Consider the following 17,293-nt stretch of genomic DNA (forward strand, 5'->3'; position numbering starts at 1 on the left):
TTGACAGCACTGCCTCACCGCCAAGGCGCGAGGACATCAGAGCGCTGCTCCCCTGGAGACCAAAGTCATGGCCGAACGAATCCCGTCAGCGTTTGTCGCGCAATCTTTGCGAGCAAACAGCCAGCTTCAGAGTTTGCTGCGCGCGACCTGTACCCAGGGAGCACGCGCATGAACGCCCAAGCAGTTCCTTTCAAAGGGAATGCCGACATCGGTCGTTTGCTCGACGACGGAGCCTACACGACGATGCAAAAGCTCGTGGTGTTCCTGGCAGCCTTGTCCATCGTGATGGATGGCTTTGATGGGCAACTCATAGGCTTCGCGATCCCGCTGATGATCAAGGAATGGGGAATCACGCGCAGCGCTTTCGCGCCCGCCGTGGCCTCCGGCCTCATAGGCATGGGAATCGGAAGCGCCTGCGCGGGGCTGTTCGCAGACCGCTTCGGGCGTCGAATGGCGGTGATCCTTAGCGTCTTTGTCTTCGGCACGGCGACCTGCGCCATCGGCCTTGCTCCCGACGTCTTGACCGTGGCCGCACTTCGCTTCGTCGCCGGCCTGGGCATCGGTGGTGCTCTGCCGAGTTCGACCACGGTTACGGCCGAGTTCACGCCGGCACGCCGCAGGACGCTCGCAGTCACGGCGACGATCGTCTGCGTGCCGCTCGGCGGCATGCTCGCGGGCCTCTTTGCGGGGGAAATCCTGCCCGCCTTCGGCTGGCGCGGTCTGTTCTTCATCGGCGGAACTTTCCCGATTGTGCTGGCCGCCGTTCTTCTGTTCACGCTGCCGGAATCGCCCCGTTTCCTCGCACGCCATCCGCAACGCTGGGATGAGTTGGGGAAGCTGCTAGGCCGCATGGGCCGTCCGATGGCTGCCAACGTGACCTACACCGACGCTGCAGAACAGGTCGTGGAGAAGCGTGCCGGCTTTGGCGCACTCTTCTCGGAGGGTCTGGCGCGCGACACGCTAGGTACCTGGGCGGCGTTCTTCATGTGTCTCACCGCCGTCTACAGCGCCTTCAGCTGGCTGCCGACCATGCTGGCGTCCGAAGGACTGTCGATCGCGGTCGCCGGCTCGGGCTTGACCGCCTACAACCTCGGAGGGGTGATTGGCGCCTTGCTCTGTGCCGTTGCGATCACGCGCTTCGGGTCACGTTGGCCATTGGTGCTGTGCTGCGCCGGCGCAGCCGCCAGCGCGTTTGCCATGCAGGCGCTGAATGTCGGGCGCGACACGAATCTGTTGATTTTCGGATTCGGTGTACACGGCATGTTCGTGAACGCAGTGCAATCCACCATGTACGCGCTGTGTGCATTCATGTACCCGACCAGCGTCAGGGCGACCGGCACAGCCTCGGCGCTCGCCTTCGGACGGCTCGGCGCGATTCTGAGCGCCTTCGCAGGTGCAGCGGTCATCACGGCCGGTGGTGCTATGGCCTATCTCACACTACTTGGTACGGCGATGATTTTCGCGATGACCGCTCTCCTGGTCGTCAGGCGCCACATTCCGAAGCGCAACATCGTGCTGCCGCCGGGTGCCGTGGCAGCAGCCGCCCACTCATAGGCCACTTCCGCATGCACGGTTTGATCTAACAACAATGCTGCTCAACACAGAAGATTTCCGTGGCCGGGCGCGAAGGAATCTTCCGCGCTTCGTCTTCGACTACATCGAAGGAGCCGCCGACGACGGCCATTGCCTTCGTCGCAACCAGAGCGATCTGGCGGCCGTGGAGCTTACGCCGCGCGTTCTGCGCGATACCACGACCGTCGACACTTCGATCGAGGTGTTCGGCCGCAAGTGGGCGCTGCCATTCGGCATTGCCCCGACCGGCCTGAATGGCCTGGTTCGGCCGCGGGGCGACAGTCTCCTTGCCACCGCCGCTTCGCGCGGCGGCATTCCCTTTGCGCTGTCGACTGCGTCCAACATGCGTCTGGAGGACGTGCGTGCTGCCGCCCCGGAGAGCGTGCAATGGATGCAGCTCTACGTGATGCATCGTGACATGGCAGGACAGATTGTGGAGCGCGCGGCGCGCGCGAAGTATGAAGCCTTGGTGCTGACGGTCGATGTCCCGGTCAGTGGCAATCGGGAAGCGGACTTGCGAAACGGATTTCGCATCCCCTTCAAACCGACCGCAAAGCTCGCCTGGGATGTGATCACGCACCCGCGTTGGTCGATGCGCATGGTGCCGGGTGGTGCGACGGACTTCGCCAACTTGACAGCCACAGGCGGCAGCGGTGGGTCGGCGAATATGCAGGCTGCGCTCCTCGCACGCGCGATGGATCGCTCACTCGTCTGGGAAACGCTCGCGTGGTTGCGCGGGCTGTGGAAGGGCCCACTCTTGCTGAAAGGCATTCTTCACCCGGACGATGCACGACTGGCGGTTGACCACGGCGTCGACGGACTGATCGTTTCCAATCACGGCGGACGTCAGAACGACAGCTCACCTTCAGCCATTTCGGCATTGCCTCGCATCGTCGCGGCAATCAACGGCCGCATCCCGGTCTTCATGGATGGAGGAATCCGGCGCGGCGGCGACATTGCGAAAGCCCTGGCGCTCGGCGCGAAGGCGGCCTTCGTCGGTCGTCCGGCGCTCTACGGCCTGGCGGTCGGCGGCGCCGAGGGCGCCGAGGCTGTGATCAGACTGCTTGCGGCCGAACTGGTGCGCAGCATGACCTTGCTTGGCGCGACCTCGGCATCTGCTTTGCCCGGCACTCTTGAGAGAGCGAACCGCTCCCTCGCCTAGCCCTCAGGCGACCCGCTCTGCGCCGCCTCCGAGCCGATAGGCGCGCGGCGACATCTCGAACCTTTGCCGAAACGCACGACTGAAGTGGCTCAGGTCATTGAATCCGTGAGCCATCGCGATCGCCGAGATGCCCAGCGATTCTCGCGCAGGATCGCGCAGGTCGATCGCGGCGCGCTCCAGCCGCCGGCGCCAGATGTAGCGCGCAAGCGATGTGTTCTCCGCCTCGAACAGCTTGTTGATGTACCGCGGCGAAAGGTTGAGCGCGGCGCTGACCATGGTCGCGTCCAACTCGCAAGCGTCCAGGTTGCGTTCCAGGAAATCCTTGACCCGGACCAGGGCGGCCGCGCGGTACTCGGACAAAGGCAAAGGTGAACTGAGAATCGCCTCGTCGAGCGCCGATGCGAGCAACTCCGTGAAATTGCGCGCGACCCTCTCGGAAGCAACTGCGTCCATGGACGGCAGTTGCTGACTCAATCCCACCAGGTAGCCAAACAGGATCGGGCACATCTGGCCTGCTTCCGTCAGGCTGCGCGCAGTGATGCGGTGGATGCCGGCGGACCGATGGGACAGCGAACCGAACGGCAGCTTGACGGTGATGAGCTTGAACGCGTCGTCGAAGCGCAGGCTGTAGGGACGCTGTGCGTCGCATACGGCACCGTCACCCGGCTTGAGCAGCACCGATCGTCCGTCCTGCTCCGCGAGCGCCCAGCCGGAAAGAATGAAGTTGAAGATCAGGGATTCGTCGCCCGCGCGCGCGATCCCCGCAGGCAAGCGCGCGACCCGGTGCGGCGAGGCTTCAATGCGCGCAACGCTCAACTTGCTGAGGCGGGTGCCGCTGACGGACGCTTCAAAAGGGTTCTTGCCATCGGGTCGACATTCGAGGTCGACGACCGCCTTGCACACCACCTCCTGCCAGAACCCGAATTTGTCCCGTTGGGCCAGACCGGCGGTGGAAGCGTCGATGACTCGCGAGGAGGGTTCGGCTGTGAGAGGTTGCATGGCGCACGACCGCGGCGTTGGCATGCCCGTTGATGGTGCAGAGCCCGGTCAAGACAGCTCGACCCGGGGATTGCGGCTATTTTCGTCCATTCAGACGCAAAGTTGATGCCAAGAAAACCCTCGGGTGGGCGTCCGCCCAGGGGCCGTTTCAACCAAGTTTCCTGGCTGATGCAGCAAAGTTTGTCGCTGCCGGGAAGCGGACCATTGCTCTCCAGGGCCTCGTGAAGGCCTCCCTCTCACCGGAGACCAATGTGACCACTTCAACCGACTTTCAAACGACCTTGGATGCAGGCCTCGTATCCACACGGCGGGATGTCCTGCGCGGCGCCGCTGCGCTGACCGCCGTCGCGGCGCTGGGGCCCGCCAGCCGGTCCTGGGCAGCCGACAAGGACACGATCAGGATCGGCTACATCAGCCCGAGGACCGGGCCGTTCTCGCCGTTTGCCGAAGCGGACGACTTCATCCTGGAGCAGGTCCGCAAGACGCTGGCCGACGGGTTGATCGTCGGCGGCCGGAAGTACAAGGTCGAGATCCTTGCGCGGGACGACCAGAGCAGCCCGGACCGGCAATCCAACCTCGCTGCAGAACTCATCAACAAGGAGAACATTGACCTGATGCTGGCACAGGTCGCGATCGGACCGAACGCCTCCCAGCAGTGCGAGCTCAATGGCGTGCCGTGCCTTTCGACCGTCGGTCCCTGGCAAGCCTGGATGTTTCCGCTGAAAGGCGACCCCGCGAAGGGCTTCAAGAGCGTCTTTCATTTTTTCTGGGGTCTGGAAGACATCGCCGACGTGTACCTGGACATCTGGCAAGGCGTCCCCTCGAACAAGGCGATCGGGTCGGCATTCAGCAACGACGTGCCCGGCAACGCGATGGGCGACCTGAAGCTCGGCATGCCTGCAGCCTTTGCGAAGGCAGGCTACAAGATCGTCGACATCGGGCGCTTCCCGGTGGGCGCCGATGATTTTTCCTCGTACATCCAGGCGTTCAAGAAGGAGAACGTCGAGATCGTGACCGGCCTGTTCAATCCTCCCGAGTGGGCCTCGTTCGTCAAGCAGTCGGCGCAGATGGGATTCAGGCCGAAGGCGGCCACAGTGGCCAAGGCGCTGCTGTTTCCCGGGGGCGTCGCCGCTCTGGGTCCCCGTGCAGATGGCATGTCCACCGAGATCTGGTGGACCCCGGCCTACCCCTTCAAGTCAAGCCTGACAGGCCAGACTGCGAGGCAGTTTGCCGACGCCTACAAGGCCGCAACCAAGCGCGAATGGACGCAACCCATGGGCGTGGTGCACGCACTGTTCGAGACGGGCATCCAGGCTCTCAAGTCGAGTGGAGACCCCAAGGACCCCGTCAAGGTTGCCAATGCCTTGCGCGTGATGAAGCACGACACGATCATCGGCAAGCTCGACTTCACGTCCAGCGGAATCAAGAACGTCTCGAAGATGCGTGTCGTTGGCGGCCAGTGGCGCATCCTCAATGGCGCCAAGGCGGAACTCTTCATCACCAACAACAAGACGGCACCGGAAATCCCGATCCAGCGCAAGTTCGAACTGCTGTCGCTTGGCTGACGGATTCAGACATGTTGCTCGAACTGCGTGAGACCACCAAGCGCTACGGGGACATGGTGGTCATCCCCAAGCTGTCGCTGTCCGTGGAGGACGGGGAATTCATCGGCGTCATCGGCCCGAACGGGGCGGGAAAAAGCACCATGTTCGGCCTGATTTCGGGCAGCGCGCGATGCGACAGCGGCAGCGTCTTCCTGGACGGCAGGGACGTCACCACCTACGACGCGGCCGAGCGCTGCAGGGCCGGCATCGGTCGCACCTTCCAGATTCCGCAGCCTTTCGACGGCATGACGGCATACGAGAACGCGCTCGTAGCGGCAACGTTCGGCAGCGGACTGCATGGGCATGCGGCGCAGCAGGCCGCGGTCGACGCCATCCAGCGCTGCGGACTCGAGGGTGCGGCGGACAAGCTGGCAGGCACGTTGACCTTGCTACAGCGCAAACGGCTTGAACTGGCAAGAGCGATCGCCACGCGTCCGCGCTTGTTGCTGCTCGACGAAGTGGCCGGGGGGCTGACCGATGCTGAAATGCAGCAGCTTCTTCGGCTCATCGTGACGATCCACCAAGCCGGAGTGACCGTCCTGTGGATCGAACATCTCGTCCACGCGCTTGTATCCGCCGCCGATCGGCTTGTCGTCTTGGCAAGCGGTGCGGTGATTTGCGATGGCGATCCGAAGTCGGTGATGGCCGATCGCACAGTGCGTGACACCTACCTGGGTTCGGACATCGAGGAAGGGCTTGTCCATGCTGCGCACTGACCGCCTGGATGCGTACTACGGCCTATTCCAGGCGCTGTTCGGGTTGAGCTTTCAGGTTGGGCGTGGCGAAACCGTGGCTCTCATCGGCTCCAACGGCGCGGGCAAATCCACCTTGTTGCGCTCGATCGTCGGCTCCGTGCGGACCCGACGCGACGGTGTGTTTCTGGACGATCAGGCCATCGGGGGTGACTCCGAACGCACGCAACTGAATCGCGGCATCGCGCTTGTGCCCGAAGGTCGACGACTGTTCCCCAGCCTGACCGTCTTGGAGAATCTGCAGCTCGCCGCACGCAATGGCCGCTCCGGCCCGTGGTCCGTCGAGCGCCTCATGCGCGAGTTCCCGGTCATGGAGGCGTTCCAGCATCGTCCCGCAACAGCGCTGTCAGGCGGGCAGCAGCAGTTGGTTGCGCTTTCGCGCGCGCTGGTGTGCAACCCCAGGTACTTGCTATGCGACGAGATCTCGCTGGGCCTGTCGCCGGTAGCGGTCAACGAGGTCTACGACCTGCTGGGCCGGGCCCGCAACGACGGGCTCGCCGTGGTACTGGTCGAGCAAAACGTCAAGCGTGCGCTGGCGGAGTCTGATCGCTACTACTGCATTCAAAAAGGCCGCGTGGTCCTCGAGGGAGCATCCGAATCGGCCGACCAGGCGCAAGTCGCGCAAGCTTACTTCGGGGTCTGACATGGCAACACTGATTGAAACGCTGCTGGGCGGCCTGATGCTCGGCGCGCTGTATGCCCTTTTCGGGCTTGGCCTGAGTCTGAGCCTCGGCGTGATGAAGATGATCAACATCGCGCATGGTGACCTCATCGTCCTTGGCGCGTATCTGTGCTCGACGGTGATGCAACTGGCGGGCGTCGGACCTTTTGTCTCACTGGTCGCAGTGGTGCCGTTGATGTTCGTCATCGGCTATGTCCTCCAGCGGGTGCTTCTCAATCGCGTCGTCGGCAAGGGCGCGTTGACACCGCTCCTTCTTACTTTCGGACTGTCCATCGTGCTGCAGAACGTGCTGCAGGAAACGTTCACCGCCGATACCCGCAGCCTCCAGGCGGGCGATCTCTCCCTTCGGGGGTTCGACATCGTGGGGGTCTCGGTCGGACTGCTGCCGCTGGTCTCGACGCTGATCAGCGCAGCGATCTTCGCCGGCACCAGTTGGCTGATCGGCCATTCGCACCTGGGCCGCCAGGCCCGAGCAGTAGCAGACGATCCCGGCACGGCGCGCCTGGTCGGGGTCAACGACGGGAACTTCTTCGCGCTCGTCACCGGGTCCGTGCTGGCCGTAATTGCACTCGCGGCCGTGATGTACGGAATTCGCACGCCTTTCTCTCCGACATCCGGACCAGAGCGCTTGCTCTACTCGTTCGAGGCAGTCGTTCTCGGAGGGTTGGGCAATGTCTGGGGCACCTTCGTTGGCGGCCTGGTCATCGGCGTCGCCCAGCTCTTTGGCGCCAAGGTCTCCTCGGGCCTCGGCCCATTCTTTGGCCACCTCGTTTTCCTGGTGGCCCTGCTTGCGCGCCCGCAAGGCCTCCTTGGAAAGGTACAGCGATGAACACCGTCACCACGCTGCGAGCTCCCATATCCGTGCTCGGAAAGGGCAAAGGACTGGGAGTTGCTGCTGCATTGCTGTTGTGCGGGGCGCTGGCGGCCGTGCCCTGGTTCAGCAACTTCGGGACCCAGCGCCTGATGGTTGAAATCTTCACCGTGTTTTCCATCGCTCTGGCGTGGAACCTGTTGGCAGGTTACGGCGGCCTCGTCGTTGTCGGCCACCAGATGTTCGTCGGCGTGGGAGCCTATGCGCTGTTCGCGTTATCCAACAAGCTGCAGCTCAATCCTTGGATGATGCTGCCCCTGGCTGGCATCGCTACGGGCCTCTTCGGCGCGGTCAGCGCTTATCCGATGTTCCGCCTCCGCGGCGCGCACTTTGCTGTTGGCACCTGGGTTGTCGCAGAAATGCTGCGAATCCTGACATTGAACAACGAATGGCTGGGAGCCGGCGGGGGCATGCCTCTGGAAGCCCTGAGCACCTTCGACCGGTGGACGCGCAACGCAGGTGTCTACTGGGCTGCCCTGGTCGTCGGCGCCGGAACGCTCGTCGTGGCCCGCACGATCCTTCGCGGCAGGCTCGGCCTCGCGCTCATGAGCGTGCGCGACTCGGAGGCGGCCGCGGAAGCTTCGGGAGTGTCGGTCCGCAGAGCGAAGCTGATGCTTTGGATCATCGCGGGCTCGCTGACTGGATTGGCGGGCGCAGTGGCCTACATGAATACGTTGCAGGTCACACCAGATGCCACGTTTTCGTTGAACTGGTCGGCGGCAGCGATCTTCATCGCCGTGCTCGGCGGCATCGGGACGCTGGAGGGTCCGACCCTCGGCACGCTCGTCTACTTCCTGCTGCGCGAGAGCTTCGCCTCCTACGGCTCCTGGTATTTCATCGGCCTCGGTTCTCTGGCGATCGTCACGATGGTCTTCGCGCCCGGTGGCGCCCGGAGCCTGATCACGCGCAAGTGGCCGGTGGATCCGTTTGGCGTGCGACGCGACATGCCGCGCCCGTAGTCCCACACTCAACACCCCAAGGAAAGCCCATGTCTGAAACTGCCTTCAAGATCGCGGTCGTGCAGGCTGCCCCCGTTTTCATGGACGCCGCAGCCTCCACACAAAAGGCCATTCGGCTGATTTCCGAAGCAGGCGCGAAGGGAGCCAAGCTCCTGGCCTTCCCGGAAGTGTTCATTCCCGGCTACCCGTGGTGGCTTTGGCTCGGCACGCCCGCCTGGGGCATGCAGTTCGTGTCGCGCTACCACGCCAATTCCTTGCGCGCGGATGGTCCGGAACTCGCATCTATCGCCGCGGCCGCCGCCGAGGCGAATGTCAATGTGGTGATCGGCTTCTCGGAGATCGATGGCGGATCGCTCTACATCAGCCAAGCCCTGATCAGCGACAAGGGCGAGATGGCCTTCAAGCGCCGGAAGCTCAAGCCAACCCACGTTGAGCGCACCCTGTTCGGGGAAGGCGACGGTTCCGATTTCCGGGTGGTCGACACCACCGTGGGGCGTTTGGGTGCTCTCTGCTGCGCCGAACACATCCAGCCGCTATCGAAGTACGCCATGTATTCGATGCACGAGCAGGTCCATGTCGCCTCGTGGCCTTCGTTCACGCTGTACCGGGGCACAGCTTACGCGCTGGGTCACGAGGTGAATCTCTCGGCGAGCCAGATCTATGCGCTGGAAGGCGGATGCTTCGTCTTGCATGCGACTGCCATCACGGGGCAGGACATGTTCGACGTCTTGTGTGATACACCCGAGAAGGCGCTGTTGCTGAACTCCGACGGCGGCAAGCCTGGCGGAGGGTATTCCATGATTTTCGGCCCCGATGGACAACCCTTGGTCAGGCACATGCCGCAAGATCAGGAAGGAATCCTGTACGCGGACATTGATCTCTCCACCATCGCCGTCGCCAAGGCTGCCTACGATCCTTCCGGGCACTACGCCCGGGGCGACGTCGTCAGGTTGATGGTCAATCGCCATCCGCGCCGGACCAGCATCAACTTCGGAGAAGGCTCGACAGAAGGCACGCAGTGGAGTGAGGCGAAAGTCGAATAGTCGATTCGAATGACGTCGCTGGCCACGCGGGGAGGAACGGCATGCTTCCCGCGTGAAATGTATATCCTGCTTGGGGGAGAGCCGCGACAGCTCGCTGTGCTTCTTCGCAGGCGCGCCTTCTTAGACCGGCGCAGGCTGCACGGGGTATTGAGCGAACGGACCGTAGGTGGGAACTGGCGACACCACGGCGCCGGATGTGGCCGAATCCGGCCTATCAAATTGGCGCGGTAACCCACAGCTTAGTGAAAAGAGTTGTGGACAGGTCATCCCGAAGCTCCGTTAAGGGAGTGGTGATGCCGGTGCCACCGCCCCGCCGCGTTTGTGAGCACCCCGCCCACGGCGAAGCCGCACTGCGGCCGCCTCACCGCGCCGCAGTGCACGGGTGTTCTCACGGGAGTCGGAGTCCGGTGGTGGCTGTCGTAGCGTCAGGACACCACCGGCAAGGGCACCAGCAACCACCGGATCGGGGTTGGCGAGCTCGTTCATGGACACGGGACTTTCCTGCACGGCCGACTATCATGAGACTCCGGCCAGGATCCAGCCACGGACCTGCGGCAACTCTCCATGGGTCGTCGGGTGCTCGCGTTACCCTTGGCCGTAAGCTGCGCGAAAGCCGCCACCACCGCACAAGTCGGGATGGCACCACGACTTGCCGAACCGAATCGCCTTCCTGGCCGACGAGACGAAAGGTCTGATCGGAACGGCGTCTGACATCATCTTCGGGCATACCCTTCTCGGATTCTTCAAGTCATTTCTGAATCCGGAAGCGCTCGACAATTCACTTGCCTGCATGTGTGGCGAGAATATCCGCCACGTCAAGTACAAGATGGGCCTGCTAACCAGCCGCTTCGGGGCCAATCACCCGCTGAAGTGCTGCCCCACGTGTATCGGACAGGATGTCAGATCGACAGGTTGGCCGTACCGGCACTTGGCCCACCAGGCACCCGGAGTCTGGTTCTGCGCGAAGCATGGTGATCGGCTCAGATGCTCGCTGCTGAAGTCCACCGGTGTGCAGCGCTTCGACTGGGTGCTGCCGGATACGAGGTACCTTGCGACTGCCAGGGAATTTCCTGATTCCGCGCTTGCTCGGGATTTCAGCGCCTTTTGTGCTGCGCGTGTGGCGCGCAGACGCTGTAATCGAGCGACACGACGCTGATTCAGCGTGTCCACGAACATACCGGCATCAGGACATCATCGCAAGCTCGCTGGGCGCGCCGCCTGGCGCCGCAACAGAGCTTGCGTTTACGACTCTATTTTCCAGTTTGCGACTGTCTTTGCCTGTTTTCGACTTTATTTGGAAGGAACAACGCTCACGCTGCAAAGCGTGCGTCATTCGACTGTCACGCTCTTTGCAAGGTTTCGCGGCTTGTCCACGTCGGTCCCGCGCGCCAGCGCCGTGTGATACGCCAGCAGCTGCAGCGGCACGACGTGCAGCAGCGGGCTGAGCACGCCGTAGTGCTCCGGCATGCGGATCACGTGCACGCCTTCGCTGCTTTCGATGCGGCTGTCGGCGTCGGCGAGGACGTAGAGCACGCCGCCGCGCGCGCGCACTTCCTGCATGTTGGACTTGAGTTTCTCCAGCAGCGCGTCGTTCGGCGCGACGGTGACCACCGGCATCTCGCTGGTGACCAGCGCCAGCGGACCGTGCTTCAGCTCGCCGGCCGGATAGGCCTCGGCGTGGATGTAGCTGATCTCCTTGAGCTTGAGCGCGCCTTCCAGCGCGATCGGGTAGTGCATGCCGCGGCCCAGGAACAGCGCGTTCTCCTTGCCCGCGAAGTCTTCGGCCCAGGCGATGACCTGCGGCTCCAGCGCGAGCACGGCCTGCAGCGCCGTCGGCAGGTGGCGCATGTCCTTGAGGTGCTGCGCTTCCTGCGTCTCCGTGAGCTTGCCGCGGACCTGCGCGAGCGACAGCGTCAGCAGGAACAGGCCCGCGAGCTGCGTCGTGAAGGCCTTGGTCGACGCGACGCCGATCTCCACGCCGGCGCGCGTGATGTACGCGAGCTTGCATTCACGCACCATCGCTGATGTGGAGACGTTGCACACCGTCAACGTGTTCTCCATGCCCAGCGAGCGCGCGTGCTTCAGCGCCGCCAGCGTGTCTGCGGTTTCGCCGGACTGGCTGATCGTCACCACCAGCGTGCGCGGGTTGGGAACGCTCTCGCGGTAGCGGTACTCGCTCGCGATCTCCACCTGCGTCGGGATCTTCGCGATCGACTCGAGCCAGTATTTGGCCGTGCAGCCGCTGTAGTAGCTGGTGCCGCAGGCGAGGATCAGCACCGAGTCCACCTCCTTGAACACGCGGTAGGCGCCGTCGCCGAACAGCTCGGGCGTCGCGCTCTGCACGCCCTGCAGCGTGTCGGCGATCGCGCGCGGCTGCTCGAAGATTTCCTTCTGCATGTAGTGGCGGTACGGCCCGAGTTCGGCCGCGCCGCTGTGCGCCTGGACTGTCTTGACCGGCCGCGTCACCGGCTTGTGATTGCGGTCCACGATCCAGTAGCGTCCGAGCTGCAGGTCAGCCAGGTCGCCCTCTTCCAGGTACACGATCTGGTCGGTCACGCCGGCGAGCGCCATCGCATCGCTGGCGAGGAAGTTCTCCTCCTTGCCGACACCCAGCACCAGCGGCGAGCCTTCCCGCGCGCCGACCACGCGATGCGGTTCGTCCTTGCAGAACACCGCGATCGCATACGCGCCGTGCAGCTGGCGCGTGGCCGTCTTCACGGCCTCGAACAGGTCGCCTTCGTAGACGCTGTCGACCAGGTGCGCGATGACCTCGGTGTCGGTCTGGCTGGTGAAGCGGTAACCCTTGGCCTTCAGCGCGGCGCGCAGCTCGTCGTGGTTCTCGATGATTCCGTTGTGGACGAGCGCGATGCGGCCGGGGCCCGTCGGTGCCGCTTCGCCGGGCCCGTGGCTGAAGTGCGGATGCGCGTTGTGCACGGCGGGCGCGCCGTGCGTGGCCCAGCGCGTGTGGGCGATGCCGGTGCCGCCCTGGATCTTCTCGCTTTCGACCTGCGCCATCAGCTCGGCGACGCGCTCGGTGCTGCGGGCGCGCTTCAGGCCGTCGGCGTATACCGCGACGCCGCAGGAGTCATAGCCGCGGTACTCCAGGCGCTGCAAGCCCTGGACGAGGATGGGGACGATGTTGCGGGTGGAGACCGCGCCGACGATGCCGCACATGGCTGGACCTTTCAGGTGATGCGTCGACTGTAGGCAGCCCCAGATGGAATATGTTTGCTAAATCTGAGGATCCATGGAATCTTATTGCGCGGGCTCGCAGTCACGCAATAAAATTGCAGAATGCCCGCCGATATTGACCTGGATTCCACCGACTGCGCCCTGCTCACCCAGCTTCAGGACGACAGCTCGCTCAGCAACCAGGACTTGGCGGCCGCCGTCCACATCTCCCCGGCCACCTGCCTGCGCCGCGTGAAACGCCTGCGCGACGCGGGGCTGATCGAGCGCGAAGTCGCGCTGCTGAATCCGCAGCGCCTCTCTGCCGCGCTGGGAGTCGGGCTCGAGGCCGTCGTGGAGGTGTCGCTGGACCGCCAGGGCAACGAGGAGCAGGAGGCGTTCGAGGAGCGGGTGAGTGCGGACGAGGCGGTGCAGCAGTGCTACCGGGTTTCGCCGGGCCCCGACTTCGTCCTGATCGTCTATGCGCGCGACATGCAGGATTACCTCGCGCTTGCGCAGCGCCTGTTCACGAGCGACGCGAACGTGCGCAACGTGAAGGCGTTCTTCTCGGTGAAGCGCGCGAAGTTCCGCCCGCGCATCCCGCTGCCCGCGCGCGGCGAGCGGGCTACTTCTTCGCCGCCTTCTTCGGGCGCTGCCAGTTCGTGATGCTCACCTGCTTCGCGCGCGCCACCGTGAGCGCGCCGGGCTCGGTGTTCTTGTTGACGACGGAACCGGCGCCAATGGTGCCGCCCTTCGCCACCGTCACGGGCGCCACCAGCACGCAATTGCTGCCGACGTGCACGTCCGCTTCGATCACCGTGCGGTTCTTGTTGGCGCCGTCGTAGTTGGCGGTGATGCTGCCCGCGCCGTAGTTGACGCGCTCGCCGACGGTGGTGTCGCCGAGGTAGGCCAGGTGGTTGGCCTTGGCGCCGCGGGCGAGCGTCGAGTTCTTCACCTCGACGAAGTTGCCGATGTGGACCTCGGGGCCCAGCTGCGCGCCGGGCCGCAACCGGGCGAAGGGGCCGATCAAGGCGCCCTCGCCGATCTCGACGCCGGCTTCTTCGCCTTCGATGTGCGTGTAGGCCTGCAGCACGACATTGGCCGCGATCTTCGCGTTGGAGATCACGCAGTTGGGCCCGATGCGCACGTTGTCGCCGAGGCTCACTTCGCCCTGGAACACGCAGTTGACGTCGATCTCCACGTCCTGCCCGCAGGACAGGCGTCCGCGCAGGTCGAAGCGCGCCGGATCGGCGAGCCGCACGCCCTGCTCCATGAGCGCATTCGCCTGGCGCGACTGGAAGGCACGCTCCAGCGCGGCAAGCTGCAGCGGGCTGTTCACGCCATCCACCTCGACCTGCTCAGCCGCCGGCGAGGCCACGACCTCGCAGCCGTCCGCCACCGCAAACTGCACGATGTCCGTCAGGTAGTACTCGCGCTGGGCGTTGTCGTTGGAGAGCCGCGCCAGCCAGGTCTTGAGCTTGCGCTCCGGCACCGCCATGAAGCCGGTATAGACCTCGCGGATGCCGCGCTGCGCGGCGCTCGCGTCCTTGTGCTCCACGATCGCCTGCACCGCATCGCCCCGGCGCAGGATGCGGCCGTAGCCGGTCGGGTCCGCCATCTCCACGGTGAGCAGCGCCAGGCGCTCGCCGCCGCACTTGTCCACCAGCGCCTGCAGGGTTTCCGGCCGGATCAGGGGCACGTCGCCGTTGAGGATCAGGGCAATGCCGTCATCGGGCAGCACCGGGACCGCCTGCTGCACCGCGTGGCCCGTGCCCAGTTGCGGCTCCTGGCGCACGAAGTCGGGCGAGGGGCGTCCCTGCGCGGCCGCAGCGGAACGCAGCCAGCCTTCAACGTCCTCGGCGCCGTGGCCGGTGATGACGATGGTCCGGCGCGCAGCCAGCGCGTGCGCGGTGTCCATCACATGCGCGATGAGGGGCCGTCCGCCCAGCCGGTGCAGGACCTTCGCCGTCCGGCTCTTCATGCGCGTGCCCTTGCCGGCCGCCATCACCACGACATCGACTGCTGTCATTCACGTACCCTTCGCCACCATGGAGTTGCTCAACTTTCGCCGTCTCCCCGGCATTATCCTTGCGATGGCCCTGCTGCTGGGCCTGTCGGGGTGCAGTGCGATCCGACTGGGCTACCGCACGCTGCCCGAGGTCGCGTACTGGTGGCTCGACAGCTACGCCGATTTCACGCAGGCGCAGGCGCCGCACGTCCGCACAGAACTGCATCGCCTGCGCGAGTGGCACCGCCAGCAGTTGCCCGCGCTCGCGGACCTGCTCCAGCGCATCGAGCAGATGGCCCCCGGTGACATCACGCCGCAGCAGGCCTGCACGGTGGTGGCGGAAGTGCAGGAGCACCTCCACCTGGTAGCGGACGCGGCAGGGCCGGCGGCTGCAGCCATCGCGGCGACCTTGAGCCCCGGGCAGCTGCGCCACATCGAGCGCAAGTTCCGCAGCAACGACGAGCGCTTCCGCGAGGAATGGGTGGATGTCCCGCCGGCGGAGCGGCAGTCCAAGCGTTACCACCAGATGCTGGACCGGCTCGAATCCATCTACGGTTCACTGGATGCGCCCCAGCGCGCCGTGCTGCGCCAGGGCATCGCCCAATCGAACTACGACCCGGAGCGCATCCTCCGCGACCGCGAACGGCGCCAGCAGGACCTGCTGCACGTGCTCAGGAAGTTGTCGCAGGGCAGCGTGAAGCCAGAGAACGCGCCCACGCAGTTGCACGACTGGCTCGACCGCGCGCAGCACGCGCCGGATCCCGCCTACCGCGCGTGGCAGGAAGGACTGGTGCAGGAAGGCTGCCGGGTGTTCTCGGCGGTCCACCACAGCACGACGCCGGAACAGCGCGAGCACGCGATCCGGCGTCTGCGGGCCTACCAGCGCGACCTGCGCGAACTGGCCGCGGACGACCGGTGAGCGACCGTTCCGGGCTGGCCCTCATCTGGCGACTGGGGGCCGCCACCACGCTGATCGTCACCGCCTCGGCCATGGCCGGCCCGGTGCTCGCCGTGCTGCTGCAGCGCGAGGGGCACGGCACGGCCTTCGTGGGCGGCTTCGCCATGCTGCAGTTCCTGATGGTGGGCCTGCTGATCCCGGTCATGCCGCGCGTGCTGAAGCGCTGGGGCGCGGTACGCACGTACCGCACGGGCGCGTGCCTGCAACTCGTGGGCGTGCTCGGCTACGCAGTGGCGGACCACGTGGCCGTGTGGGCGCCCTCGTCGATCGTCGCCGGCTGCGGTGCGGCGGCCCTGTGGAACACGACCGAAGCCCTGCTCGCCGAAGAGGCGCCGCCCGAGATGCGCGGACGCGTCATGGGCCTGTACCAGACCGCGCTGGGCGCCGCGCTCGCGGTGGGGCCCTTCCTGCCGGGCCTGTTCCGGCTCGAGGCACGCACGGCCTTGTGGCTCGCGGTGGCGATGGTCGCGGGCTGCCTCCTGCTCGCCATCACGGCGCGGCCTCACGTGTCGCTCAGCGCGACGCGCGCGCACACCGGCACCTGGGAAGCCCTGCGGGGCGTGCCCTGGCTGGCGTGGCTTGCCTTTTGCGGCGGCGTGTTCGAGGCGGGACTGGGCGCGGTCGAGGCGGCGAACGCTTCCGCGTCCGGGCTGAGCCTGCGCGCGGCAGCGAGCGTCGCCGGCGCGATCGGCGTCGGCAGCTTCCTGCTGCAGTACCCGGCCGGGTGGGCTGCGGACCGCTTCTCGCTGCGCCGCGTATTCACGGGCGCCGCCGTCGCCTTGCTGGTGGCGAGTGCGGCCATCGGCTGGTCCGTCCATGCGCCCTGGTTGATGTGGGCGTGCGGCCTGGTGTGGGGCGGCGTGGGCGGCGCGCTGTATACGCTGGCTATGGTGCAGGTGGCGCATGCCTTCGCGGGACGCGCCACCGCCGGCGGCACGGCCGCCATGATCACGGGCTATACGTGGGGCGGCACGCTCGGGCCGCTGGCCAGCGGCTCGGTGCTGCAGTTCGGGGGCGCGCCGGGACTGGCGCTCACGCTGTCGCTACTCGCCCTGGGCGCGCTCATCGCGGCGCGCCGGGCGGTGGACTGATCAGCGCTCGCCCTTGGAGTGCGAGCGGCCTTCGCGCTCCGCCTGTTCGAGTTCGCGCGCTTCCGACTCGGAGCGCGGCTTGGACTCCTCCGCATTCTTCGCGATGTCCGCCTTCTCCATGTACTCCTTGATGTTCTTCTGGTAGTCGCGCGTCGCCGTGTAGCTGCCTTCGCCCTCCACCCCGTCCTGCTGCCCTTCAGGACGCGGCTGGAAATCGGTGTCGCCCGAACGCTGCTGCTGCGGATCGCTTTCGCGCGGGGGCTGCTGCTGCAGGTTGCGCTGCGTGGACTTGTCGTCGTTCATGGTCGTTTTCCTCGTGGATGGCCGCGCCCGGCAGGCGCAACCCGTCCAGCCTAGGAAGCCCGCACCGGCTTGCCTGTCGTCCGGCAGCAGGCGGCCCTGTCGGCGACCGCCTACGACGTAC

General features: G+C 65.5%; 16 protein-coding genes. 12 read left to right on the forward strand and 4 right to left on the reverse strand.

Going from position 1 to position 17,293, the window contains the following annotated elements:
• Positions 1-168: 168 nt before the first annotated feature.
• Both JJB11_RS01915 and JJB11_RS01920 read left to right on the forward strand, forming a co-directional pair.
• Complete coding sequence (locus JJB11_RS01915) at positions 169-1,554, forward strand: MFS transporter (RefSeq protein ID WP_201166211.1); 1,386 nt, start codon at positions 169-171, stop codon at positions 1,552-1,554.
• A 34-nt stretch (positions 1,555-1,588) separates the two neighbouring features.
• The gene (locus JJB11_RS01920) at positions 1,589-2,734 is read left to right on the forward strand and encodes an alpha-hydroxy acid oxidase (RefSeq protein ID WP_201166212.1); all 1,146 of its coding nucleotides are present in this window, start codon (positions 1,589-1,591) and stop codon (positions 2,732-2,734) included.
• A 3-nt stretch (positions 2,735-2,737) separates the two neighbouring features.
• On the opposite strand, the gene JJB11_RS01925 is transcribed toward JJB11_RS01920, so the two are convergent.
• Positions 2,738-3,733 (reverse strand): AraC-like ligand-binding domain-containing protein, encoded by a 996-nt coding sequence (locus JJB11_RS01925; protein WP_201166213.1) that lies wholly within the window; start codon positions 3,731-3,733, stop codon positions 2,738-2,740.
• A gap of 32 nt (positions 3,734-3,765) precedes the next feature.
• Between JJB11_RS01925 and JJB11_RS01930 the strand changes: the two genes are divergently transcribed.
• The 7 genes from JJB11_RS01930 to JJB11_RS01960 all read left to right on the forward strand — a co-directional run bounded on the left by JJB11_RS01930 (position 3,766) and on the right by JJB11_RS01960 (position 10,800).
• Positions 3,766-5,298, forward strand: coding sequence for an ABC transporter substrate-binding protein (locus JJB11_RS01930; RefSeq protein ID WP_201964546.1), 1,533 nt, complete (start codon positions 3,766-3,768; stop codon positions 5,296-5,298).
• An 11-nt stretch (positions 5,299-5,309) separates the two neighbouring features.
• Positions 5,310-6,053: an ABC transporter ATP-binding protein gene (locus tag JJB11_RS01935; RefSeq protein WP_201166214.1), complete on the forward strand. Its 744-nt coding sequence runs from the start codon at positions 5,310-5,312 to the stop codon at positions 6,051-6,053.
• Complete coding sequence (locus JJB11_RS01940; protein ID WP_201166215.1) at positions 6,040-6,732, forward strand: ABC transporter ATP-binding protein; 693 nt, start codon at positions 6,040-6,042, stop codon at positions 6,730-6,732. The genes JJB11_RS01935 and JJB11_RS01940 overlap by 14 nt, the downstream gene beginning before the upstream one ends.
• Before the next feature lies 1 nt (position 6,733).
• Positions 6,734-7,600 carry a branched-chain amino acid ABC transporter permease gene (locus tag JJB11_RS01945; protein ID WP_201166216.1) on the forward strand — a complete coding sequence of 289 codons (867 nt, stop codon included), beginning with the start codon at positions 6,734-6,736 and terminating at the stop codon, positions 7,598-7,600.
• Complete coding sequence (locus JJB11_RS01950; protein WP_201166217.1) at positions 7,597-8,601, forward strand: branched-chain amino acid ABC transporter permease; 1,005 nt, start codon at positions 7,597-7,599, stop codon at positions 8,599-8,601. Before JJB11_RS01945 ends, JJB11_RS01950 begins: the two co-directional genes overlap by 4 nt.
• 29 nt (positions 8,602-8,630) lie before the next feature.
• Complete coding sequence (locus JJB11_RS01955; RefSeq protein WP_201166218.1) at positions 8,631-9,644, forward strand: nitrilase; 1,014 nt, start codon at positions 8,631-8,633, stop codon at positions 9,642-9,644.
• Between the two features lie 649 nt (positions 9,645-10,293).
• Entirely contained in the window at positions 10,294-10,800 is a 507-nt protein-coding gene (locus JJB11_RS01960) for a TniQ family protein (RefSeq protein ID WP_201166219.1), read from the forward strand.
• 173 nt (positions 10,801-10,973) lie between these two features.
• Here the strand turns inward: JJB11_RS01960 and glmS are convergent, their stop codons facing one another.
• Positions 10,974-12,818, reverse strand: a complete 1,845-nt coding sequence (gene glmS, locus JJB11_RS01965; RefSeq protein WP_201166220.1) for a glutamine--fructose-6-phosphate transaminase (isomerizing) — start codon at positions 12,816-12,818, stop codon at positions 10,974-10,976.
• Between the two features lie 120 nt (positions 12,819-12,938).
• On the opposite strand from glmS, the gene JJB11_RS01970 reads away from it, so the two are divergent.
• Positions 12,939-13,478, forward strand: a complete 540-nt coding sequence (locus JJB11_RS01970) for an Lrp/AsnC family transcriptional regulator (protein ID WP_201166221.1) — start codon at positions 12,939-12,941, stop codon at positions 13,476-13,478.
• Here JJB11_RS01970 and glmU read toward each other — a convergent pair.
• Complete coding sequence (glmU, locus tag JJB11_RS01975; protein WP_201166222.1) at positions 13,438-14,841, reverse strand: bifunctional UDP-N-acetylglucosamine diphosphorylase/glucosamine-1-phosphate N-acetyltransferase GlmU; 1,404 nt, start codon at positions 14,839-14,841, stop codon at positions 13,438-13,440. The genes JJB11_RS01970 and glmU overlap by 41 nt on opposite strands.
• Positions 14,842-14,905: 64 nt before the next feature.
• On the opposite strand from glmU, the gene JJB11_RS01980 reads away from it, so the two are divergent.
• Positions 14,906-15,739 carry a DUF6279 family lipoprotein gene (locus JJB11_RS01980; RefSeq protein ID WP_201166223.1) on the forward strand — a complete coding sequence of 278 codons (834 nt, stop codon included), beginning with the start codon at positions 14,906-14,908 and terminating at the stop codon, positions 15,737-15,739.
• The gene (locus JJB11_RS01985) at positions 15,736-16,869 is read left to right on the forward strand and encodes an MFS transporter (RefSeq protein WP_201166224.1); all 1,134 of its coding nucleotides are present in this window, start codon (positions 15,736-15,738) and stop codon (positions 16,867-16,869) included. The genes JJB11_RS01980 and JJB11_RS01985 overlap by 4 nt, the downstream gene beginning before the upstream one ends.
• Here JJB11_RS01985 and JJB11_RS01990 read toward each other — a convergent pair whose 3' ends face one another.
• Entirely contained in the window at positions 16,870-17,172 is a 303-nt protein-coding gene (locus JJB11_RS01990; protein WP_201166225.1) for a hypothetical protein, read from the reverse strand.
• Between the last annotated feature and the right edge of the window lie 121 nt (positions 17,173-17,293).

It is taken from the genome of Ramlibacter ginsenosidimutans (assembly GCF_016654015.1).
GTDB lineage: Bacteria > Pseudomonadota > Gammaproteobacteria > Burkholderiales > Burkholderiaceae_C > Ramlibacter > Ramlibacter ginsenosidimutans.